The following is a 22,746-nucleotide window of genomic DNA, read 5'->3' as shown; positions in this document are numbered from 1 at the left end:
CGGGTGGAGGGTACTCAGCCGAGCCTGGCGATGACCGTCTTGGTGGCGGTGTAGGCGTCGAGCGCCTCGTAGCCCTTCTCGCGGCCGTAGCCGGAGCGCTTGAACCCGCCGAACGGGTACTCCACCCCGCCGCCGGCACCGAAGGCGTTGATGTAGACCTGCCCGGCGACCACCCGGTGCGCCACCCTGTGCGCACGGGCGAAGTCGCGGGTCCACACGGCCGCCATCAGGCCGTACTCGGTGGCGTTGGCGATGCGGACCGCCTCGTCCTCGTCGGAGAACGTCATCGTGGCCAGGACGGGACCGAAGACCTCCTCCTGCGCGATCCGGTCCTGGGGGTCGACCCCGACGATGAGGGTCGGCTCGTAGAAGGCCCCCCGCTCGAAGCCGTCCGGGATCCCGCCACCGGCGACGATGTGCCCCGTCGCCTCGTCGACGAAGCTCTTCACCCGCTCCTGCTGCTTCGTGGAGACCAGCGGCCCCAGGTCCTGGTCCTCCACGCCGGGGCCGATCCGCACCGAGGCGAAGCTGCGGCGCAGCCGCTCGTGCAGCTCCTCGGCGATGTCCTCGTGCACGATCAGCCGGCTGCCGGCGGAGCAGGTCTGCCCGGCGTTGGCCAGGATGCCCTGGGTGATGTAGACGGTGGCCTCGTCGAGGTCTGCATCGGGGAAGACGACGTGCGGCGACTTGCCGCCCAGCTCGAGGGTGACGGGTATGACGCGCTGCGCCGCCGCTGCGGCGATCTCCTGGCCCACGGCGGTGGAGCCGACGAAGCCGAGGTGGGCCAGGTCGGGGTGGTGACTGAGCGCCACGCCGGTCACCCTGCCCACGCCCGGCACGACGTTGAACGCTCCTGCGGGCAGGCCGGCGCGGACCGCGAGCTCGGCGATCCGCACCGCGGTCCGGGGAGTCTCGTCACCGGGCTTGATCACCGCCGCGTTGCCGGTCGCGAGCGCCGGGGCGACCGCGCGGCCGAGCAGCTGCATGGGGTAGTTCCAGGCGAGGATGCTGCCGACCACACCGAGCGGCTCCCGCCGGGTGTAGACGTGCAGGTCGTCACCGACCGGGATCTGCAGGCCGTAGTAGGAGTCGATCGCCCGGCCGTAGAACCGGAAGTAGTGCGCGGTGACCGTCGCGTCGGTCCGCGCCTGCGTCAGCGGCTTGCCGGTGTCCTCGCTCTCGGCGCGGGCCAGCTCGTCCAGGTTGTCCAAGATGGCGTCGGAGATCCTCTCCAGGACCAGTGCCCACTCCTCCGGCGTGGTCGAGGCCCAGCCGGGCTGGGCGGCACGGGCGGCGGCGACCGCTCGGTCCACCTCCTCCGGCCCGGACAGGGTGACCGAGCCGATCGCGCTGCCGGTGGAGGGGTCGATGTTGTCGTAGCTCTCGGTGCCCCTGACGGTGGCGCCGTCGATGAACGCGTCGGTGTGCAGCATCAGACCTCGAACCGTACTCCCTGCGCCAGCGGCAGCTCGCCGGAGTAGTTCACGGTGGTGGTGACCCGTCGCATGTAGGCCCGCCACGCGTCCGAGCCGGACTCCCGACCACCGCCGGTCTCCTTCTCCCCGCCGAACGCCCCGCCGATCTCGGCGCCGGAGGTGCCGATGTTGACGTTGACGATCCCGCAGTCCGAGCCCTCGGGCCCGCAGAAGATCTCCGCCTCCGCCTGGTCCTGGGTGAAGATGCTCGACGACAGACCCTGCGGCACGGCGTTGCTGAGCGCGATCGCCTCGTGGAGGTCCTCGTAGGCCAGGACGTACAGGATCGGCGCGAACGTCTCGGTGTGCATGACCTGCGCCTGTGCCGGCATCCGGATGACCACAGGACGCACGTAGTAGGCGTCCTCCGACTGCTCGGCCAGCTCACGCCCACCGCCGGCGACCACCTCCCCGCCTGCTGCGGTCGCTGCCTCGATGGCGGCGACGAAGGCGTCGTAGGAGCGCCGGTCCAGCAGCGGGCCCACCAGCGTCCCCTCGGTCATCGGGTCACCGACGGGTAGGGCCCGGTATGCGGCGGCCACCCGCTCGACCACCTCGTCCACGACCGAGGTGTGGGCGATCACGCGGCGCATGGTCGTGCACCGCTGACCAGCGGTGCCGGCGGCGGCGAAGACGATGCCGCGCGTGGCCAGGTCGAGGTCGGCGCTGGACGTGACGACCGCGGCGTTGGTGCCGCCGAGCTCGAGCAGGCTGCGGCCGAAGCGCTCCGCCACGACCGGGCCGACGGCGCGCCCCATACCGGTCGAGCCGGTGGCGGACAGCAGCGCCACACCAGGGTCCTCGACCAGGGCACGGCCGACGTCGGGCCCGCCCAGGAGCACCTGGGACAGGCCGGCCGGGTGTCCCGTCTCGGCGATCGCCCGCTGCAGCAGCGCCTCGGCGGCCAGCGCGCACAGCGGCGTGCGCTCCGACGGCTTCCAGACGACAGGGTCCCCGCAGACCAGGGCGACCGCAGTGTTCCAGGACCAGACCGCGACCGGGAAGTTGAACGCGGAGATGACGCCGACCACACCCAGCGGCTGCCAGGTCTCCATCAGCCGGTGCCCCGGTCGCTCGGAGGGCATGGTCCGCCCGTAGAGCTGGCGGGAGAGCCCGACCGCGAGCTCGCAGATGTCGATCATCTCCTGCACCTCCCCCAGCGCCTCCGAGGTGACCTTGCCGGCCTCGATGCTGACCAGGGTCGCGAGGTCCGCCTTGTGCTCGGTGAGCAGCTCGGCCCACCGGCGCACGAGCCCACCTCGGACCGGTGCCGGGACGGCGCGCCAGTGCAGGTAGGCCGCGTACGCCTCGTTGACGACCTCACGCACGTCGGCCGCGGTGCTCCACGCCAGCCGGGAGACGACACCGCCGTTGATCGGCGAGCCGCCCTGCCTCTGCCCTGCCCGGGAGTCCAGGTCGACACCGCACGCGCGGGCCGCGTCCTCGGCTCTCGTGCGCAGGTCGTCGGCGGTCGGCAGGGTTGTGGTCACGGATGTGCTCCTCGGGGGGTATGGGGGGTATGGGCGTGTGCGGGCGGATGTGGGGGGGTGGGGGGGATGTGCGGAGATGCCGGGGACGCAGTGGTATGCGGTGTGCTCCCGCGGCGGCGCGGCAGGCCCCGCCCAGGATAGGGCTGTCTTCCGTGCCGTCCGCGGCCCGGCGTGTCTGCACAGTGCCCGTAGGCCCTGCGGCGTGTCGCACGCCCCGACGTGCAGGCCGCCACGAGCACACCGCCACAACCACGGTCACGACCACACGGTCACAGCACCGTCAGAGCGCCGCCGGGCACCGCCGGGCACCGCCGGGCACCGACCGGGACGCTAGACCTCCACGTCGTCCTGCGCGTCGAAGTCGGGGATGTCGCCGAAGATGGCGGGCGGCTCGCGCCACGGGTCGTGCTCGCCCTGCAGCGCCTGGTGGATCGCGATGTGGACGCGTTCCGGCGTGCAGGGCAGGTCGATGTGGCGCACCCCCAGGTGGGCCACGGCGTCGATGACGGCGCTCTGCACCGCCGGGGTGGAGCCGACCGTCGCGGCCTCCCCGATCCCCTTGGCGCCCAACGGGTTCCGGTCGGTCTCGGTGGCGGTGAGCAAGGTGTCCAGCTGCACCACGTCGGCGGCGGAGGGCAGCAGGTAGTCCGCGAAGGTCGAGGTGATCGGCTGCCCCGACTCGTCGTAGCGGAACTCCTCCCACAGCGCCTGCGAGATCCCCTGCACCGCCCCACCCTGCTGCTGGCCACGGACCAGCAGAGGGTTGATCACGGTCCCGCAGTCGTCCACCGCGACGTGCCGCAGCAGCCGCACGCGACCGGTCTCGACGTCTACCTCGACCACCGACACGTGGGTGCCGAACGGGAAGGTGGCACCGTCCTGGTGGAAGTCGTGGTCGACGCTGAGGCCGTCGCCGGCCTCGTGGGCGTGCGCGGCGACCTGCTCCCAGGTCGCGCCGCTGCCGGGCACCCCGCGCACGCCGAACCGGCCGTCGACCAGCTCGACGTCCCCGGCCGCCACCTCCAGCAGGTCGGCCGCCACCTGGGTCGCCTGCTCGCGCAGCTCGACCGCGGCGCCGAGGACCGCGCTGCCGCCCAGCTGCACCGAGCGCGCGCCGCCGGTCCCGCCGCCGGAGCGCACCACGGCGGTGTCGGACTGCACGTAGCTGATCTGCTCCATCGGCAGCCCCAGCTGGTCGGCGACGAGCATCGAGAAGGCCGTCGCGTGCCCCTGGCCGTGGGCCGACGTGCCGGCCATGACGGTGAGGTGACCGTCGGGGGCGACCCGGATCCCGGCATACTCCTTGCCCCCGAAGCCGGTGATCTCGACGTAGCTGGCGATCCCGACCCCCAGCTGGAGCGGCTCCCCCGTCTCGCGACGGCGCGCCTGCTCGGCACGCACCTCCTCCACCCCCGCCGCCTCCAGCGCCGCGTCGAGAGCCTTGGCGTAGTCGCCGGTGTCGTAGCGCGCGCCGAACTTCGTCTCGTGCGGGAAGTCCTCCGGCGCCAGGAAGTTGCGCCGCCGCAGCTCCTCCGGAGCGAGGCCGATCTCCCGGGCCGCGTGGTCGACGATCCGCTCCAGCATCGCCGCCGCCTCCGGGCGCCCGGCACCACGGAAGGCGCCGGTGGGCACGGTGTTGGTCATCACCGACAGTGCGTCATACCGCAGCCGGGGTATGCGGTAGCTTCCCTCGCTCATCGTCCTGGTCGACCCCGAGGCGTAGGAGCCGCCGTAGCCGGCGTGGGCGCCGCAGTCCCCGACCACCCGTGCGCGCATCCCGGTGATCCGGGCGTGCTCGTCCAGCCCGAGCTCGACGTACTGCACCTGGCCCCGGCTGCTCATCGAGAGCATCGTCTCGCTGCGCGTCTCGGCCCAGCGCACCGGCCGACCCAGGCGCTGCACGGTCCGGATCACGGCGGCGTGCTCGGCGACCATCCCGGCCTTGCCGCCGAAGGCCCCGCCGACGTGCGGCGCCCGCACCCGCACGGCCTCGCCCTCCAGCCCCGTCCACCGGCTGATCAGCCTGCGGGCCAGGTGGGGGTGCTGGCTGGCGAGCCAGACGTCGAGCCCGCCCACGACGTCCGCACCGGCGCCTTCCCCGCCTTCCGCACGCTCCCGAGCCAGCACCGGTCGGACCAGGATCGCGTGCCCCTCGATCGGGCTGGTCGCCATCCGGTTGTTCTCCATCCGCAGCCGGACCACCCGGCTCGCGCCCTCGAGGACGTCCACGTCACCGTCGGGGTCCCTGACCGCCAGCGCGACGTTGGTGCCCAGCTCCGGGTGCTGCAGGGGCGCGTCGTCGGCCAGCGCCTCCTCCATGTCGACCACGGCCGGCAGCTCCTCGTAGTCGACGACGACGAGCTCGGCGGCGTCCACCGCCTGGGCCCGGGTCCGGGCCACCACGAGGGCGACCGGGTCGCCGACGAACCGCACGCGGTCGACGGCGAGCGGGTGCCGGTCGACCCGCTCGTTGATCTGCGCGAAGAGCGGGACCGGGTCCGGCCCCATGTCGTGCGCGGTGAGCACGGCCACCACCCCCGGGGCGGCGAGCGCCTCGGAGGTGTCGACCTCGCTGATCAGGCCGTGGGCGACCGGGCTGCGCACGAAAACGGCGCTGAGCACCTCCTCGTCCCCCAGGTCGATGTTGTCCACGAACCGGCCGCGCCCGAGCAGCAGGTCGGGGTCCTCGACCCGGCGGACCTCGGTCCCCAGGATCGAGCCGCGCGTGGACAGGATGCTCTCGACCGACGTCATAGCCCGTATCCTGCCAACCCCGTCCCCGGCACGCGCACCCCGAGCCTGCCGAAGGCGTGCTCGAGCCGGTCACCGAGCACGTCCGCGAGCGACAGCGCGTACGTGTTGGTGATGTGGCTCCCCTGGCGGTAGACCAGCACCTCGCCCACCACGGGCGGGCAGTCGCCGTCGCCCGGGCAGATCCAGTCGTTCATCGTCACGAAGGTCGCGGTGGGCACCTGCTCGGCGGCGGCGCGCAGCGGCGGGGTGCCGGACCCGTCGTTGGGCGGCACGGCGCAGACGCCGACGTCGTCGCGGTGCTCGGCCACGCACGCGTAGACCTGCTGCCCACCCGGCGCCGGGCTGTCGGCGAGCGCCACGACCGGCACGCCCGCCACCCCGACCTCCTCCCACCGCTCCACCAGTCCCGCGGTCATCGCCTCCTGCGTCGCCTCCCCCGCGCCGTCCGGGCGGTGCGCCTGCCCGGCGACCGCCGACACGACGACGACGTCGGGCCGCTCCGACCCCGCCAGCCGCCCGGTGACCTGCTCGCCCCACTCCCGGCAGTCCGCCGCTCGCTCCTCGTCGGCGATGAGCGCAGCCGTCCAGGGGCAGGCCGAGCGGTAGTAGAGGTGCACCCGCCATCCCCGCTCCCGACCGACCTCGTCGAGCGCGTCCGTCCACTGGGCGATCTTGGAGTCGCCGACCAGCGCGACGACCAGCCCGCCGTCCGGGTCGCCGTAGTCGCAGCGCACGACGCGCCCCTCGGTCTCGCCGTCACAGTCCTGGTCGTAGAGAGCCGGCACGTCGGCCGTGGCCGCCAGCGGGTCCGGGATGATCGTGGCCGGGTCAGGGTCGAGCGGTATGACGGGCGGGCCGGGCGCCCCGGCCGTCCCCGGCCTCTCTGGCGTCTCTGGCGTCTGGGTCGGCTCGGCCGTGGCGGTTGGGGACTCCGTGGCCAGGGCGCGGGCGCCCTCCGCCTCCCCGTCGGCCTGCTCGGCCTGGCGCACCTGCCGGTCCACCGCCTGGACGAGTGCACCGCCCGAGGCCACCGCCAGGACGGTGCAGAGCAGCCCGACGCCCAGCCCCCGGACCGGGACGCGCGCCAGGCGCGGCGACCGGCGGACCGGCTCCTCGACGTACCGGTGGCCGAGCCAGGCCGGCACGAAGGACACGGCCACGACCAGCAGACCGGACGGGACGGACAGCTCGCCCCACCGCGCGGCAGCGACGACGAGCAGCGGCCAGTGCCAGAGGTACAGGGAGTAGGACAGGCCGCCGACGACCTGCAGAGGTGCCCAGGACAGCAGGCGGGTGGCGGCCCAGGCCGGGGTGGTGACGGCCGTGCCGCCCGCGATCATCGCCGCCGCGCCGAGGGTGGGGACCAGGGCTGCGGTCCCCGGCCAGGCGGAGGCTGTGCCCTGAGCGCCCTGGGTCAGCAGGCCCGTGAGGACGGCGACCAGGCCGGCCCAGGACAGCAGGGCCGCCAGCGTCCCGGGCAGCCGCTCCAGCCGGCTGACGGCGAGGGCGAGCAGGGCACCGGCGCCCAGCTGCCAGAGCCGGGTGGTGGTGACGAGGTAGGCGAGTGCGGGTTCGGTCTCGGTCAGGTGCAGCGACCACAGGAAGGAGGGCACCACGACGGCGAGGAGCAGGACGAGCAGGGCCGCCCCCAGCCGGGTAGGGCGCCGCCGGCAGAGCAGCAGCGCGACGACGACGAGGACGGGCCAGACCAGGTAGAACTGCTCCTCCACCGCCAGGGACCAGTAGTGCTGCACCGGCGAGGGGGCGGAGTCCTCGGCCAGGTAGTCGACCGACTGCGCCGCGAGCCGCCAGTTGACGACATACAGGCCGGAGGTGAGGATGTCCCAGCCGGTCTCCCGCCAGCGCACGGCCGGCAGCACCAGGACCGTGAGCACGGCGGTGGTGGCCAGCACCAGCGCGGAGGCGGGCAGCAGCCGGCGGGCCCGGCGCCCCCAGAACGCGACGAGGTCGATCCGACCCTGTCGGCGGGCCTCGCCCACCAGCAGGCCGGTGATGAGGAAGCCGGAGATGACGAAGAAGACGTCCACCCCGGCGAAGCCGCCGGCCGCTCGCGGCACCCCCGCGTGGTAGAGCAGGACCATCAGCACCGCGACGGCCCGCATCCCCTCGATGTCGCCCCGGAACCGGCCGTGGCTGCGCGGCGCGGGCGGGGCGGTCACCCCCGGGAGTCTAGGCGGCGCAGCACCAGCCGGGCCACGGCATACCCGAGCCAGAACAGCGCCAGGGCGGCCAGCAGCGAGAGCAGGAGGTACCACGGCTGGGGGACCATCGGCAGCAGCGGTTTCTCCCGCTGGTAGAAGTAGTTGCCCCCGGTCAGCGCGTTCACGGCCACCGCCAGGGCGACGTAGACCAGGAACCAGCCGTAGGCCCGCCACAGCGCCCGCGCCGTCGGCCGCCACCTGGTGGTGAGCACCGCGAAGAAGGGCATGAGCAGCGTGGCGACGTGGTTGACCCAGAAGCTGACGCCGAGGAGGTTCGTCGGCGGCTGCACGTTCTGGGGGTAGGTGAACGACGCCCAGGCCCACAGCCCGAAGAAGAACAGCACGTCCATGACCCGCCGGCTGCCGGTCGCCAGGTAGACGAGAGCCAGGATCGTGGAGATGCGCGAGATGTGCACGGGAAGCGACTCGGCCCACAGCCAGCCAGTGGCCGCGTAGAAGCCGTACAGGGCGACCTGCTGGACGAGCAGCACGCCGAAGACGACCCGGCGCACCACCGTCGCGTGCTCCCGCAGCCAGCCTCGGCCCGCGACCAGCGCCGTGGCCACCACCAGCAGCCCCAGCACGAAGACCAGGTGGTCACGGCCGAACACCGGGATGAACCCCGGGTCCGGGTCGAGGAAGGTCTCCACGGGCCCGAGGGTATGCCGTGCGCCCTCCGGCCGCGCGTATCCCAGCTGGGTCTGGGGGTGCTCAGACCACGAGCACGCGGCCGCCCATCCCCAGCAGCCCCTGGGCCCAGATCATGTCCATCGCCGCGACCGAGACCCGGGCGCACCCGTGCGAGGCCGGCCAGGGCGGGATGGAGTCCGAGCCGTGGATGGCGTAGTTGCCGGAGTAGAACATCGGGCGGTACATCTCGCCCAGCTCCCCGTCGCGCCAGCCGCCGCCGTCCATGAACCAGACGGCGAAGTCGCCCGTCGGGGTGTGGGCGAGGTAGTCGCGCTCCTCGTACTCGTAGGGCTCGCCGTTGCCGGTGGAGGTGTTGAGCACCAGCTGGGTGGCCCCGCCCCGCACCACGAGGATGAGCTGGCGCCCCAGGTGCACCTCGACGTGGTCACCACCGGCCACCGGCAGCGGGCGCAGACCGCTGTCGACGGCGGCCAGGGTGGCCGCACCGGCGATGCCGTCGCGGACGAGCCCGTGGGTCTTCTGCACGGCGTAGACGGCCTGCTCGGTCAGGTGCCCGAAGCCGCCGTCGGGAGTGCCGCACCAGAAGCCGGTGGCGTTGAGCCGCTCCTGCAGGCCCCAGACCTGCTGGCCGGCCGAGCCACGGCTGAGCTGGGCGGGCGGCTCAGGCTCGGGGGCGGGCGGCTCGGGCTGGGGTGCCGGGGGCTCGGGCTCGGGAGGGGCCGGCGGCTCCTCGCGACGGGGAACGACGTAAGTGGCGTAGTCGTCACTCAGCCCGCCCAGCATCGCCCCGGTCACCAGACCGAACCCGCCCTTGAGCAGGCTGCGGCGGGGCAGCTGCGGGCGGACGGGCACCTCATACCTCTGCAGACGCACGTGCGGCACCTTCCTTGACGTTCGGAGCAGTCTCTCCGGGAAGACGTCGAGAGGTGGCCGGGCGTTGCCGTGGGTGCCCCGATCGTTGCGCACCTGTGACCTGCGGGAGACTGCAGGGGTGAGCTTCACCGGGTTCCCGCACGCCGCCGTCGACTTCTACCTCGCGCTGGAGCAGGGCAACAGCCGCGAGTTCTGGGCCGCTCACCGGGCGGAGCACGAGCGGCACGTCCGGGCGCCGATGACCGCTCTGCTGGTCGAGCTGGAGGGCTCGTTCGGCCCGGGCAAGGTCTTCCGGCCGCATCGGGACGTGCGCTTCTCGGCGGACAAGAGCCCGTACAAGACCCACCAGGGTGGCTACGTGGCCACCGCGGAGTCGACCGGGTGGTATGCCGAGGTGTCGGCCGACGGCTTCCGTCTCGGCGCCGGCTGCTACCGGATGGACCCGGGGCGACTGCGCGCCTACCGTGCGGCGGTGGCCGACGAGCGCCGCGGTCAGGAGCTGGTGCGGATCGTGGAGGGGCTCGAGGGTGCGGGCTGGGAGATCGGCGGCGAGCAGCTCAGGACGGCACCCCGGGGTGTCCCGCGAGACCACCCGCGGTTGCGGCTGCTGCGGCACAAGGCGCTGACCGCGATGCGGTGGGAGGTGGACGGCGACGTGGTCACCACGTCCCTGCTCCTGGACGAGGTGCGTCGGCGCTGGGAGGAGCTGCGGCCGTTCGTGGACTGGCTGACCGCGACCGACCTGGCTACGCCGGACCGACCCTCACGGTGAAACCCTGATCCCGTAGCCGGTCGACGAGGACGTCGCCCATCGCAATGGCAGGCGTCAGCACGCCACCGGACGGGGCGCATCGTGCGCTGTCGACGGCGAGCGCCAGGGCGGCCTGCCCGATCATCACCGAGGTGGCGGCATACCCGGGGTCACCCTGGGCGCCGACGGTCGAGACGTAGCCGCGTCCGCCGTCGGTCGTGGTCCGCGCGACCATCTCGAAGTGGCCCTCCGCCTGCTGCTGGGGCGAGGGTCCCTCGCCCGGCGCGGGCAGGACGCGGTCGACGACCCAGGACAGGCCCGGCGTGCTCAGCCCGAGCCACAGGGCGCCCAGCCCGGCCCGGACGAGCTCGGCCCGGCGCCGTCCGCGGCCACCGCTGCCGGTGGCCAGCAGCTCGCGGTAGCGGAACCGGGCGCCGTAGCCGTCGGGGTCTCGGTCGGACCTGCTGAGGGCGTGGCTGCGGCGGACCAGGCGGGTGTTGTAGGAGGCCATGAGGAAGGGGGCGGTCCACACGCCGGTGTCCTTCTCGACGAAGACCGAGGTCGAGTCCCGCTGGCCGGGGAGGCGGGGCTCGGTGGCCGGGTCGGGCGCCAGGGCGTACGGGTCGCGGGCCGCCCGCGCGAGCTCCTGGTCGGCGCGGACCACGCGCAGCTGCTCCCGCATCGAGTCGACCGTGCCGCCGGAGACGCCGCCGCGCAGCCGGGTCACCAGCAGGGTCGTGTCGGTGAGGCCGCCAGCGCCATCGGCCTGGGCGGCCCGGTGGAGCAGGTGCACGGCCAGGTCGGAGGGCAGGGAGTCGAAGCCGCAGGAGACCACCAGCCGCGCGCCCGTGGCCCCGGCCGTCTCGTGCACGCGGTCGATCGCGTCGCGGACGAAGAGCACCTCCCCGGTGAGGTCGACGTAGTCGGTCCCCTCCTGCGCGCACACCTCCAGCAGCGGCATACCGTGCCGGGCGTAGGGGCCGACGGTGGAGATCACGACCCCCGTGCTGCGGGCCAGCTGGCGCAGCGACTCCTGGTCGGTGCTGTCGGCCAGCTGCAGCTCCCAGTCCGCTCGCCCCTCCTCCGCCCGCACCTGCTCCAGCCGCTCCCGCGAGCGCCCTGCGAGGGTGACGCGCAGCCCGGGTGGTGCTTGCGCCGCGAGGTGTCGGGCCACCAGGCGACCGACGAAGCCGGTCGCCCCGAACAGGGTCAGGTCGCTCGTCAGGTCGCTCGTCAGGTCACTGCGCCTCAGGTGGTTGGTCATCGATCCACGGTATGCCGTGCCCCGCGGGCTCGCCCGCGCTGGCCGGGTCCCCTCACTCCTCCAGCAGCGCGCGCACGTCATCGACGCCGATCCGGCCGGACCGGAACCGGCCGGAGTCCACCACGGTGGCGAAGAGCTGACGCTTGCGCTCCTGCAGGCCCACCACCTTCTCCTCCACGGTGTCGGTCGACACCAGGCGGTAGACGTGGACGGGGCGGGTCTGGCCGATGCGGTGGGTCCGGTCGACGGCCTGCGCCTCGGCGGCGGGGTTCCACCACGGGTCCAGCAGATAGACGTAGTCGGCCTCGGTCAGGGTCAGGCCGACACCGCCGGCCTTGAGGCTGATCAGGAAGACCGGGTCGTCGCCCTCCCGGAAGGCTTTGACGCGAGCCTGCCGGTCGCGGGTGCTGCCATCGAGATAGCTGTAGCCGATGCCCTCCTTCTCCAGCGCTGCGCGGACCAGGGCGAGATAGCTGGTGAAGCTGGAGAAGACCAGTGCCCGGTGACCTTCAGCGGCCAGCTCCTTGAGTTGGTCGAGCAGGGTGGTGATCTTGGCGGAGGTGACGAGGCCGGCGTGCGCCTCGTCGACGAGGCTCGGGTCGAGGGCGAGCTGGCGCAGGACGGTGAGGGCGCGGAAGATCGCGATCCGGTTCTTGTCCGGGTCCTCCAGCAGGCCCAGAACCCGTTGCCGTTCGCGCTGCAGGTGCCGGTCGTAGATCCGCCGGTGCGGCGGCTCCAGGGCGACGGGCAGCAGCTGCTCGACCTTCGCGGGCAGCTCCTGCGCCACCTCGTCCTTGGTCCGGCGCAGCAGGAAGGGGCGCAGACGTCGTCGCATCCGGTCCAGCAGCAGCCGGCTCACGGAGTCGTGGGCGTGCGTGGCCTGGTCGTCGGCGTCGGCGTCGTCGGCGTCGACGGCACCGTCGGCCTCGATCGGGACGGCATACGTCTGCCGGAAGTGCTCGGACCTGCCGAACAGGCCGGGCGCCGCCAGCGAGACCAGCGACCACAGGTCCATCAGCGAGTTCTCCAGCGGGGTGCCGGTGAGGACGTAGGTCCGTTCGACGCCGAGGTCGTGGGCCGCGGTCCAGCCCTTGGTCCGGTGGTTCTTCACCGCCTGCGCCTCGTCGAGCACCAGCCCGCTCCACGGCAGCTCGGCGAAGGCCTCGGCGTTGCGGCGCAGGAGGTCGTAGGTGGTCACCACCAGGTCCGCGGCACCTACTCCCTCGGCCAGTGGTCCCCGGCCACGTCGCCGGCCCGCGGTGACCGTCGTCACCCGCAGGCCGGGGGTGAAGCGCGCGGCCTCTCCGGCCCAGACCTGGACGACGCTCGCGGGTGCGACGACCAGCATCGGCCCCTCGGCGAGGTCACCGCGTTCCTCTGCCCGGGCGACCAGGGCCAGGACCTGCAGCGTCTTGCCCAGGCCCATGTCGTCGGCGAGCACGCCGCCGAGGCGGTGGTCCCACAGGGTGCTCATCCAGGAGAACCCCTCGTGCTGGTACGGGCGCAGCTCCGCGGTGAGCTGGTCGGGGACCTTCGCCTCGCCGCGGTCGCCGTCCGCGAGCGCGATGAGCGCGTCGACGCTCTCCTGCCAGCGCTGGCTCTGCTCCTCCACCACACCGAGGTCACGCAGCTCCTGCCACAGGGAGGCCTGCCAGCGGGAGATCGAGATGCGGTCCTGCTTCGGTGGCTTGTCGTCCAGGGCCCGCGCTTCCTCGATGAGCCTGCGCAGCGCCTCCAGCTCGGGCTGGTCGAGGCGGAACCAGGTGCCGGAGTCGAGCATGAGCGTCTCTTCCCCGCGGGCCAGCGCCGCGAAGAGCAGCTCGAAGGGCACCTGCTGTCCCTCGACGGTGACCGTCACGTGCAGGTCGAACCAGTCGTGCACGTCGCCGTCGCTCGTGGTCAGCGTCACCACGGGGGCGTCGTCGGCCTCCTGGTAGGTGGCCAGCTCTCCCTCGACCAGCACCTCGACGTGCTCGCTGTCCTGCAGAGCGGGCAGTACCTGGGTGACGAAGCGGACCGTGCTGCCCTCGGTCAGAACCCGCTCGGGGTGCAGCCGCACGACCCGTCGGCCACCACGTCGCGCGTCGTCGACGAGGCCGGGGCAGGGCCGCAAGAGCGGGACCACCTCGGCGATCAGGGCGCTCTCGGCCCGGTCGTCCCGCGGCGGGTCGCCCGGGCTGTGCTGCAGCGGAAGCTCGGTGAGGGAGCGCTCCGCCTCGGTGCCGAACAGGTCGCCGCCCACGACGGGGTAGGCGAAGCTCCACCCCAGCTCCAGCCGGTGCCCGGGCTCGGGCCGGATCCGGAGCAGCAGGCGTGGGGCCAGGTCCTCCGGTGCGGTCACCGACCCGTTGCCCGTGCGCAGGTGCACCGAGCGGGCCAGGCCGGCCAGGTAGTGCCCCCGGAACCGCTCGACCTCCTCGGGCGGCACCTCGACCGCCGTGCCGCGCTCGAGCAGCGGGATGACGGGTGCAAGCGGTGGCGTCGCCAGGCGCCAGAGCGTCAAGCGCCCCTCCTGCGTGACTCGTCCCAACCCGTGCCCGGGCCGACCGACGACGAAGAAGCGGTCTCCGGAGACCGTCTGCCCCTCGCCGAGCAGGGCTCCGGCCACCATGTGCACGCCGCCGTCATCGGTGCGCCGCACATCCAGCACCACCTCGACCGGACCGGTGCCCAGCCCGACCTCGGTGAGCCCGGGGCCCGGCACCAGCTCCACACCGCGGTCCAGCGCGACGGCGAGCGCGGCCCAGGCCAGCGCACCGAGCCCGCCGAGGGCAAGCTCGGCGCCGCCGTAGAAGTGGTGCACGCCGTGGGTCATCCGGTACAGCGCCACCACCGCCTCCCGGTGGGCGGGCAGCACCTCGGGCGAGGAGTAGGTGGACGCCAGGTCCCGCCAGGCGGCCCCGCGCCGGATCCACGGCTTGCTCACGCCTTCGCGCACCGGGGTCAGCTGCACCGACGTGGTCTCCCCGTCGGTCCCTCCCGACCCCGGTGCCAACGAGACCTCGAGGCCCAGCCGCGACAGGGCCGGCTGCGGCGGCGTGGAGGGGGCCCGGCGCCCGGCGGTCTCGACCAACGGCCGGAGCACGCTTTCCCAGCTCTGGGGCGCGTGGTCGACCCGAAGCCGGGTGCGGGTGGCGACGATGGTGGCCACCGCGTGCTTGCACATCACCCGCACCGGGCAGCTGCACGCGCTGGACCACTGGCCGTCCCCGAGATGGTGCACGACGGTCTGGTACACCGAGCGCTCGGTCCCAGCCACCGTGGCCAGCAGCTGCTGGCCGCCTGAGGCAGCCACCAGCGTGCGGACGCGGCCGTGCTCGGCATACGTGAGCGCCCTGGCGACCGCCAGCACGCCGACCTCCCGCTCGAGATCGGCGTCGGTCAGGTCGAGCACCCACGTGGCCCGAGTCAGGTCTGCCGCTGCCATGGACGGACTGTATGCGGCGCGTCCGACAAGCCCTCCCGCCCGTCCACAGCCTCCGCGCCCATGCGGCTCGGCCCGGGTTCTAGAACGGGGCGATCCCCTCGTGGTTGGCCAGGCTCCAGGCCTTGCGCAGCTCTCGCAGCTCCTCGCCGGTCACCGGCTCCCCGGTGCGGCCGTCGATGCGAGTGATGCGGCTATGGGGGGCCGAGCCACCGCTGGCGACCCGGCGCAGGTGCCGACAGCAAGGCTCGCCGCAGGCGCTGGCGGATCCCGTGGCAGCCACCGAAGCCTCGGAGGCCGGCACCGACGCCTTAGTGGCGGCCGACGCCTCGGAGACCGGGGCCGACCCATCAGCGGTGGCACCAGCTGGCGGACCGCTCGTGGCGCGGGCCGCGTGCACCTCCGCCAGGGCCTCTGCGGACGGCCCAGCGACCCGACGGCCTGTGTGCCCGTCCCGGTGAGTCAGCCCGATGAAGCCCCAGCCCTCGAATCGGGAGATGTCAGGGTCCAGGTCGTCGTCGCCGACGTTCAGCCGCTCCCCCAGGTCCCGGTGGGTCAGGGCGAGGTAGACCTGTCGGTCCAGCTCCGTCGCCTGGTCCTCGACCGGGGCGGACCGGACGGCGTCGAGGGCGTCCACCACGAGGGTGACGTAGCGGCGGTAGTCCCAGGCCCGGGTCCGGTAGATCCGCCCCAGCAGCGTGGTCCATTCCACGTCGCGGTTCGCCGACAGGTCCGCGTCCCAGTCCTTGGCCGTCTTGGCCTCGTGGTGCCCGGTGTGCGCCAGCTGCGCGTTGGTCTCCTTCGTCAGACCACCCGGGGTGCCGTACTCCACGACGTGGTCGACCTGGCACGAGCTCCCGGTGTGGTCACAGGCCGGTGCTCGACACGTCACGTCCGCAGCCAGGATCTGTGCGCGCATCGCGGCATCCGGCCGGTACGTGGTGATCGAGCGCTCGACGCACCGTCCGTCCGCCGGGTCCACCAGCAACCGGGACAGCGTCGTCCCCGGCGCCAGCGCCAGGGCGCGCACACCGGCCGGGGACACGAACATCGAGAAGCTGCCCAGCACCTCTCCCACCCACAGCCTGCGCACCACGCCGATGGCCGGACCGTCGGAGTCCCCAGCAGGACCGCGACCCGAGGCACAGTCCACCCCTGGACCGTGGCGCGCAGGGGCGCCAGCCGGGGCGTGCTGACCGGTGCGCACGCCGGGCAGGCAGGCAGGACACCCCGGGCGACCGGTGTGCGCGGGCTCAGAGGCTGCAGGCGCAGTGGCCGCAGGCGCGTTGGGTGCAGGTGCCGTGGTCGCAGGCTCGTCGGCTACCGGCTCGTCGGTCGCACGTCCGGCGGGGTGGGGATGCGGTCGGGGCGCCGTCCGGCCGATGGTCGGCAGCGTCTCGGCCGCCGCGGGGTCGTGCAGCCCCATCAGGGGCACGATCACCTGCAGCACCGCCGGCGGCAGTCCCGACAGCGCCTGGACCAGCTGGGGACTCCATCCGGCCCGCGTCAGGTCCTCCGGCGTCCGAGCCGCCCCTTCATCGTCATCCTCAGCGTCCTTCTCCACGTCAGGCTGGTCGGCGAAGCCGACCGTGGCGTGGGCGAGCAGGGTGCGACCGAAGTCAGACTCCAGCTGGTCCAGCGTCCGCTGGTCGCCCGCTCCCCGGGCCGCCCGGGCCGCCTTGGTGAGCCGGTCCTTGATCGCCGCCACCCAGAACGCCGACGTGATCAGCGTCAGGGACCCGGTCCCGTCCTCGTCCACGCTGGCCAGCACCCGGCGGCCGGCGAACGCCGCCTCGCGACGAGCACGGGCCACCCGGGCCGCCTCCGGGTCGGCGTCGTCAGCCTGGGTGACCTTGGTGACCTCCCGGGTCAGGGCGGCGTAGAAGGCCCTGTGCTGCCACGGGCCGCTCTGCACTCTCCCGTCCGGCGCCAGCCGCTCCGGCACGCACGTCGTCGGGTCGTCGGCGCACATGATCGTGGCGATGTGCGCGGCGTCCGCCGCGTCCAACCCCTCGCAGGCCCGCCAGAGGGAGCGTGCCAGCCGCCACGGCAGCTGGCCCCGCGCCATCTGTCCCACTACCGGCGCTCCGAACGCGATCGGCGCACAGGCCAGCGCGACCAGGTGGGCGCACTCCCCCGGGCTCCAGCCGATCGCCGGTGCCAGCTCCTGCCGCACCCGTGACTTCGCCCGGGCCCGCCACCGCTCCCGGGCCGTCCTGGACAGCTCGGTCGGGTCGCTCACGTCCCGCTGCGCCAGCAGCGCTGCCCCCACCGCCGTCACCTGCTCGCTCGCGGCCACCACCATCGCGGCCTCCAACCGGGCCGAGCACGCGGCCAACGCCTCGACCGCTCCCAGGGCCACATCGCCCTGGTGCAGCTGCTCCTCCATCGACCCCGGTGCCGCGTCATCCCGCGAACGCGTCCCCCTCTGGTCAGCAGCACGGGCGGAGCCACTGGTCGACCCGAGCTCCAGATCACGCACCCGTCGGCCCTGGCTCAACGCCCCCAGCACCATCGCGGCATCGCCGAGCAGGACAGCAGCCTGCTCGTCCAGCCCCACGGCCAGCAGGGCCTCTACCAGCTCTCCCCGCCGGTCCTGGCTGCCCTCCGGTGGGCCGGAATCCCGCACCGCTTTCCCCGGTGCGTGGAGCCTGCCCCGGCCCGCCCCGCTCGATCCATCGCCCCGTCTCCTCTTCACCCCACGCACCCCCTCACAGATGCTCTCGCGGCCACCCCCGCCCGATCCCCACCGACGGGTCCTGCCGATAGCACCATCATACACCTGATCGATGACACGCCCAGGATCATCCACACGTGTGTACGAAGGCGTGTCGCGCCGGCATCCTCCCTGCGAGGACTCACGGCGGAGCGCCGCCGGTCAGGCCGACGCGTGCTGCGGGATCCCAGGACTGACCTCGACCCGCCCGCGGGCGGGGTCCAGCAGGACAGTCGCCAGCGTCGCCGTCCGGTCCTCAGGAGCCTGAGCCGGGTCCGGCAGCCGCGCCACGCAGTTCAGCTCCGGCGCCGAGCACAGCAGCGGCAGCAGATCTCCGGCCCCTTGCGGAGCCGGGGCGGAGGCGACGCCCTCCTCCAGGTGAGCCAGCCGTTCCTGCGTGGTGGACGCCGGGTCGGTGAGCATCGCCCCGTCCTGCAGCTCGGGCGCCAGGAAGTGGTTGGTGTGCACCAGCCAGCCGGCGCGCTGCAGCAGCCCGGTCCGCCCCGCCGCGACCTCCACCATCACCACCTCCTCGGCGCCGACCACGGTCAGCAGCGACGAGGACGACATGGGCGCGGACCGGACCATCTCCACCGCCTCGCCCACGGTCGTGGCCTCCGCCAGCACCCGGGCCAGCACGGCGTGCACCGGCACGCCGCCTGGACGGTCGTCGCGGTGGCGCAGGATGTTGAGATGCACGCCGACCCCAGCGGCGTTCAGCCCGATCTTGCCCGGCATGCCGAACTCGGTGAACCCACGATGGGCGTGCTCACCCCCCAGGGGCACGACCTCCTGCCGGTGCCAGGAGGTGGCGAACGCGGCATACCAGTCCCAGGTCTGGGCCGAGACGCAGCCGCCCGGCTGCTGGTAGGTCACCGTGGAGCACTCCGAGGGTGGGTCGGGGACCAGGGTGAGGATCTCGGTCCGCGCCAGGGTCGTGCCCAGGTCGACCAGCGGCAGCCCCGCGCCCTCCGCGATCCCGACCGCCTCCTCGTGCAACCCGGGATGCCAGGCCCGCAGGGCGTCCAGGCAGGCCACGGCCGCCGCACGGTGGTCCTCCGCACCGATCCCCTTGCGGGCGAACAACCGGGCATACCCGTCAGCCGTCTCCCGGATCCGCCCGGCGAGCATCCGCCCGCGCGCGAGCCCACGCTCCCGGTGGCTGGAGCCCTCGATGCGCACCGTCCGCACGTCGACCCGGTGCGGCTCCAGCAGCCCGGACCCGGCGGTCATACGTTGCGGCGGTACTGCCCGCCCACCTCGAAGAAGGCCTCGGTGATCTGCCCCAGCGAGCACACCCGCGCGGCGTCCATCAGCTCGGCGAAGACGTTGTCCCCGGCCAGGGCGGCCTCCTTGAGCCGCACCAGTGCCTCCGCAGCCTCCTCGGTATGCCGTTCCTGGAAGTCCTGCACCCGCTCCAGCTGGGACTGCTTCTCGGTCTCGGTGGCCCGGGCCAGCTCGACCTTGACCTCCTCCCGCTCCGACTCCGGCCGAAGGAAGGTGTTGACGCCGATGATCGGCAGACTCCCGTCGTGCTTGCGGTGCTCGTAGAGCATGGACTCGTCCTGGATCCGGCCGCGCTGGTAGCCGGTCTCCATCGCGCCCAGCACGCCGCCGCGCTCGCTGATCCGGTCGAACTCGGCCAGCACGGCCTCCTCGACCAGGTCGGTGAGCTGGTCGATGATGAACGACCCCTGGTTGGGGTTCTCGTTCATCGCCAGACCCCACTCCCGGTTGATGATCAGCTGGATCGCCAGCGCGCGGCGCACCGACTCCGTCGACGGGGTGGTGATCGCCTCGTCGTAGGCGTTGGTGTGCAGGCTGTTGGCGTTGTCGTAGATCGCGATGAGCGCCTGCAGCGTGGTGCGGATGTCGTTGAAGTCCATCTCCTGGGCGTGCAGGGAGCGGCCCGAGGTCTGCACGTGGTACTTCAGCTTCTGGCTGCGCTCGTTCGCGCCGTACTTCTCCTTCATCGCCACCGCCCAGACCCGCCGGGCGACCCGGCCGATCACCGAGTACTCGATGTCCATGCCGTTGGAGAAGAAGAAGGACAGGTTCGGGGCGAAGTCGTTGATGTCCATGCCCCGGGCCAGGTAGGACTCGACGTAGGTGAACCCGTTGGCCAGGGTGAACGCCAACTGGCTGATGGGGTTCGCCCCCGCCTCGGCGATGTGGTAGCCGGAGATGCTCACCGAGTAGAAGTTGCGCACCCCCTGCTCGATGAACCACTGCTGGATGTCGCCCATCATCCGCAGGCTGAACTCGGTGGTGAACAGGCAGGTGTTCTGCCCCTGGTCCTCCTTGAGGATGTCCGCCTGCACGGTGCCGCGCACGTTCTGCAACGCGTAGGCGCGCAGCTCCTCGGCCTCGGCTCCGGAGGGCTCGCGGCCCTCCCGCTCCCGGAACGCCTCCAGCTGCTGGTCGATCGCGGTGTTGAGGAAGAAGGCCAGCACGGTAGGCGCGGGTCCGTTGATCGTCATCGACACCGAGGTCGTGGGGCTGACCAGGTCGAAGCCGTCGTAGAGCGCCTTCATGTCCTCCAGCGTCGCGATCGAGACACCAGAGGTGCCGACCTTGCCGTAGATGTCCGGCCGTTCCGCAGGGTCCTGCCCGTAGAGCGTCACCGAGTCGAAGGCCGTCGACAGCCGGGTCGCCGGCTGCCCCTCGGACAGCAGCTTGAACCGCCGGTTCGTCCGGAACGGGTCACCCTCCCCGGCGAACATCCGGGCTGGGTCCTCGTTGTCCCGCTTGAACGGGAAGACGCCCGCCGTGTAGGGGAAGTACCCCGGCAGGTTCTCCTTGCGCCAGTAGCGCACCAGGGCGCCGGCCTCGTCATACGTGGGCAGAGCGACCCGAGGTATGCGGTTCCCGCTCAGGGTCTCCTTGGTCAGCCGGGTGTGGATCTCCCGGTCCCGCACCCTGACGACCTGCTCGTCCCCGGAGTAGGACTCGACCCGGGCCGGCCAGCCCTCGATCATCTCCTGGATCTCGGTGGGCAGCTCCTGGCGCGCCGCCTCGAGCAGCTCGTCGACCCCGTGGTCGGTGCGCCCCGCGGCCGCGAGCTCGTCGTCGACGGCAGCCAGACGCTCCACGCGGCGGGCCGCCAGGGCGTACTTCTCGGTGCCCTCGTGGTAGCCGCGGACCGTCTCGGCGATCTCGGACAGGTAGCGCACCCGGCGCGGGGGGACCACCTGGCGGATCGTCGAGGAGTGCCGGACGTCGACCGGCGGCAGGGTGCCCTCGGACACGGCCAGCCCCTTCTCGGCCAGCAGGCTGCGCAGCTCCTGGTACAGCGCCGTGACGCCGTCGTCGTTGAAGGTCGCGGCCGAGGTGCCGTAGACCGGCATGTCCTCCGGCCGCTTCCCGAACGCCTCCCGGTTGCGCACCAGCTGACGACCGACGTCCCGCAGGGCGTCCATGGCGCCGCGCCGCTCGAACTTGTTGATCGCCACCACGTCGGCGAAGTCGAGCATGTCGATCTTCTCCAGCTGCGAGGCAGCGCCGAACTCCGGGGTCATCACGTACAGCGAGGTGTCGACGTAGGGCACGATCCCGGCGTCGCCCTGCCCGATGCCCGGGGTCTCCACGATGATCAGGTCGAACCCGGCCGCCTTGAGCACGTCGATCGCGACCGGCAGCGCCTCCGGCACCTCCTTGTCGCCCCGGGTGGCCATGCTGCGGAAGTAGGCTCGCACGGGGGGCTCCGCCCCCCGTGTACCCCCTCGCACGGGGGGCTCCGCCCCCCGTGTACCCCCTCGCACGGGGGGCCCCGCCCCCCGTGTCCCCCCCGCGATGGCGCTGTCCTCGGCCATCGCGCCCGACATGTCGGACAGCGAGATCGAGTTCATCCGGATGCGGTCGCCCAGCAGCGCTCCCCCGCCCCGGCGTCGGGTCGGGTCGATCGCCACGACCGCGACGCGCAGCCGGTCCTGCTGGTCCATCCGGATCCGCCGGACCAGCTCGTCGGTCAGCGAGGACTTGCCCGAGCCACCGGTGCCGGTGATCCCCAGGACAGGCGCCGTGCGCTCGGCGGCCGCCTCGGCATACCTCGCCCTGTCCTCCTCCGGCATCCTCCCGGTCTCAGCGCCGCTGATCGCGCGCGCCACCGCGGTGCGGTCCCCCGCCAGCACGGCGTCGACGTCGGCCGCGCCCACCTCCCACAGGTCGAAGTCGGCGTCGCTGATCACCTGGTTGATCATCCCCGGCAGGCCCAGCCGCTGCCCGTCGTCGGGGCTGAAGATCGTCACCCCGGAGCTGCGCAGGCGCTCGATCTCCTCGTGCACGATGACGCCGCCCCCACCCCCGACGACCCGGACGTGCCCGGCGCCCGCCTCGGCGAGCTGCTGCACGAGGTACTCGAAGTACTCGACGTGCCCGCCCTGGTAGGAGGACACCGCGACCGCGTTGGCATCCTCGTCCAGGACCGCGTCGACGACCTCCTGCACGGACCGGTTGTGCCCCAGGTGCACGACCTCCGCGCCCTGCGACTGCATGATCCGCCGCATGATGTTGATCGAGGCGTCGTGGCCGTCGAACAGGCTGGCCGCGGTGACGATCCGGACCGGGTTCTGCGGCGTGCGCAGCGGCGGTCGCTCGGGGGCAGCGCTGGCGGACGGTGCGGACGACTGCTCGTTCTTCACCTGACGTCTCCTCGTCGAGTCGGGTACCCCTCGATGGTAGTCGAGACGGGCGACGGGTTGACGTTCTGGTCAAGCCGTCCCGGCCGGCGGGTCACCTCCGGTGCGCCTGCTTCCCGGGCGCCGGCCAGAGCAGCGGCACCGCCACCGCCGCGGCCACGCCCAGCACGGCGCCGACGAGGACGCCGACACCCAGGTAGACCGCGAGGATGCTCACGCCGGCCGCCCCGAAGAACTGCACGGCCTTGCGCACCCCGAGCTGCTCGGACGGAACCCGCCGGCCGGCTCGGCCGAGAACCGGCGGGACCAGCGCGACGACCACGACCACGGCGACCGCGGCGGCCAGGGCCAGCGGGCGGTCGTCCGCCGGGACCAGCCGACGCAGGGCGCGCAGCAGCGCGAACAGAGCGAGCAGCCCGGCACCCCAGGCCACGCGCGAACGCATCCACGGCATACCGCACAGTCTGCCGGACGGGTCAGCGTGCGCGT

Annotated in this window: 13 protein-coding genes; 1 reads left to right on the top strand and 12 read right to left on the bottom strand. The window is 73.0% G+C overall.

Annotated features, from left to right (window positions below; genetic code table 11):
- Positions 1-14 precede the first annotated feature (14 nt).
- From ESZ52_RS06830 to ESZ52_RS06805, 6 genes are all read right to left on the bottom strand, one after another.
- On the bottom strand, positions 15-1,433 hold the full coding sequence (locus ESZ52_RS06830) for an aldehyde dehydrogenase family protein (protein ID WP_131104267.1): 1,419 nt from the start codon (positions 1,431-1,433) through the stop codon (positions 15-17).
- Entirely contained in the window at positions 1,433-2,965 is a 1,533-nt protein-coding gene (gene amaB, locus ESZ52_RS06825) for an L-piperidine-6-carboxylate dehydrogenase (protein ID WP_131104266.1), read from the bottom strand. The genes ESZ52_RS06830 and amaB overlap by 1 nt, the downstream gene beginning before the upstream one ends.
- A 330-nt stretch (positions 2,966-3,295) precedes the next feature.
- Positions 3,296-5,719 (bottom strand): xanthine dehydrogenase family protein molybdopterin-binding subunit, encoded by a 2,424-nt coding sequence (locus ESZ52_RS06820; protein ID WP_131104265.1) that lies wholly within the window; start codon positions 5,717-5,719, stop codon positions 3,296-3,298.
- Positions 5,716-7,899: an acyltransferase family protein gene (locus ESZ52_RS06815; RefSeq protein WP_131104264.1), complete on the bottom strand. Its 2,184-nt coding sequence runs from the start codon at positions 7,897-7,899 to the stop codon at positions 5,716-5,718. The genes ESZ52_RS06820 and ESZ52_RS06815 overlap by 4 nt, the downstream gene beginning before the upstream one ends.
- The gene (locus tag ESZ52_RS06810) at positions 7,896-8,591 is read right to left on the bottom strand and encodes a YwaF family protein (RefSeq protein WP_131104263.1); all 696 of its coding nucleotides are present in this window, start codon (positions 8,589-8,591) and stop codon (positions 7,896-7,898) included. Before ESZ52_RS06810 ends, ESZ52_RS06815 begins: the two co-directional genes overlap by 4 nt.
- A gap of 61 nt (positions 8,592-8,652) precedes the next feature.
- Positions 8,653-9,465: a L,D-transpeptidase family protein gene (locus ESZ52_RS06805; RefSeq protein WP_238154503.1), complete on the bottom strand. Its 813-nt coding sequence runs from the start codon at positions 9,463-9,465 to the stop codon at positions 8,653-8,655.
- Between the two features lie 118 nt (positions 9,466-9,583).
- Here ESZ52_RS06805 and ESZ52_RS06800 point away from each other — a divergent pair, with 118 nt between their 5' ends.
- Positions 9,584-10,237 (top strand): DUF2461 domain-containing protein, encoded by a 654-nt coding sequence (locus ESZ52_RS06800; RefSeq protein WP_131104262.1) that lies wholly within the window; start codon positions 9,584-9,586, stop codon positions 10,235-10,237.
- Here ESZ52_RS06800 and ESZ52_RS06795 read toward each other — a convergent pair.
- The 6 genes from ESZ52_RS06795 to ESZ52_RS06770 all read right to left on the bottom strand — a co-directional run bounded on the left by ESZ52_RS06795 (position 10,212) and on the right by ESZ52_RS06770 (position 22,711).
- On the bottom strand, positions 10,212-11,480 hold the full coding sequence (locus tag ESZ52_RS06795; RefSeq protein WP_131104261.1) for a saccharopine dehydrogenase family protein: 1,269 nt from the start codon (positions 11,478-11,480) through the stop codon (positions 10,212-10,214). The two genes, ESZ52_RS06800 and ESZ52_RS06795, sit on opposite strands and share 26 nt — an antisense overlap.
- A gap of 52 nt (positions 11,481-11,532) precedes the next feature.
- Positions 11,533-14,907, bottom strand: a complete 3,375-nt coding sequence (locus ESZ52_RS06790; RefSeq protein ID WP_131104260.1) for a DEAD/DEAH box helicase — start codon at positions 14,905-14,907, stop codon at positions 11,533-11,535.
- Positions 14,908-14,986: 79 nt separating this feature from the next.
- Positions 14,987-17,533: an HNH endonuclease signature motif containing protein gene (locus ESZ52_RS06785; protein ID WP_131104259.1), complete on the bottom strand. Its 2,547-nt coding sequence runs from the start codon at positions 17,531-17,533 to the stop codon at positions 14,987-14,989.
- A 249-nt stretch (positions 17,534-17,782) separates the two neighbouring features.
- A complete protein-coding gene (locus ESZ52_RS06780; protein ID WP_131104258.1) occupies positions 17,783-18,853 on the bottom strand; it encodes a C45 family autoproteolytic acyltransferase/hydrolase in 1,071 nt (356 codons plus the stop codon).
- Positions 18,850-22,260: a fused isobutyryl-CoA mutase/GTPase IcmF gene (gene icmF / locus ESZ52_RS06775; protein ID WP_202865419.1), complete on the bottom strand. Its 3,411-nt coding sequence runs from the start codon at positions 22,258-22,260 to the stop codon at positions 18,850-18,852. Before icmF ends, ESZ52_RS06780 begins: the two co-directional genes overlap by 4 nt.
- A gap of 91 nt (positions 22,261-22,351) precedes the next feature.
- Positions 22,352-22,711 carry a hypothetical protein gene (locus ESZ52_RS06770; RefSeq protein WP_131104257.1) on the bottom strand — a complete coding sequence of 120 codons (360 nt, stop codon included), beginning with the start codon at positions 22,709-22,711 and terminating at the stop codon, positions 22,352-22,354.
- Positions 22,712-22,746: the final 35 nt, after the last annotated feature.

The organism is Ornithinimicrobium sufpigmenti (genome assembly GCF_004322775.1).
Taxonomy (GTDB): domain Bacteria; phylum Actinomycetota; class Actinomycetes; order Actinomycetales; family Dermatophilaceae; genus Ornithinicoccus; species Ornithinicoccus sufpigmenti.
Note: the sequence above shows the minus strand (reverse complement) of the source record. Positions and strands in the feature narration are given on the sequence as shown.

Coding starts and splice junctions, on each gene's coding strand:
- ESZ52_RS06770 (WP_131104257.1), bottom strand. CDS start 22,711: ATGCCGTGGATGCGTTCGCGCGTGGCCTGGGGTGCCGGGCTGCTCGCT.
- ESZ52_RS06780 (WP_131104258.1), bottom strand. CDS start 18,853: ATGACCGCCGGGTCCGGGCTGCTGGAGCCGCACCGGGTCGACGTGCGG.
- ESZ52_RS06795 (WP_131104261.1), bottom strand. CDS start 11,480: ATGACCAACCACCTGAGGCGCAGTGACCTGACGAGCGACCTGACGAGC.
- ESZ52_RS06820 (WP_131104265.1), bottom strand. CDS start 5,719: ATGACGTCGGTCGAGAGCATCCTGTCCACGCGCGGCTCGATCCTGGGG.
- ESZ52_RS06790 (WP_131104260.1), bottom strand. CDS start 14,907: ATGGCAGCGGCAGACCTGACTCGGGCCACGTGGGTGCTCGACCTGACC.
- ESZ52_RS06830 (WP_131104267.1), bottom strand. CDS start 1,433: ATGCTGCACACCGACGCGTTCATCGACGGCGCCACCGTCAGGGGCACC.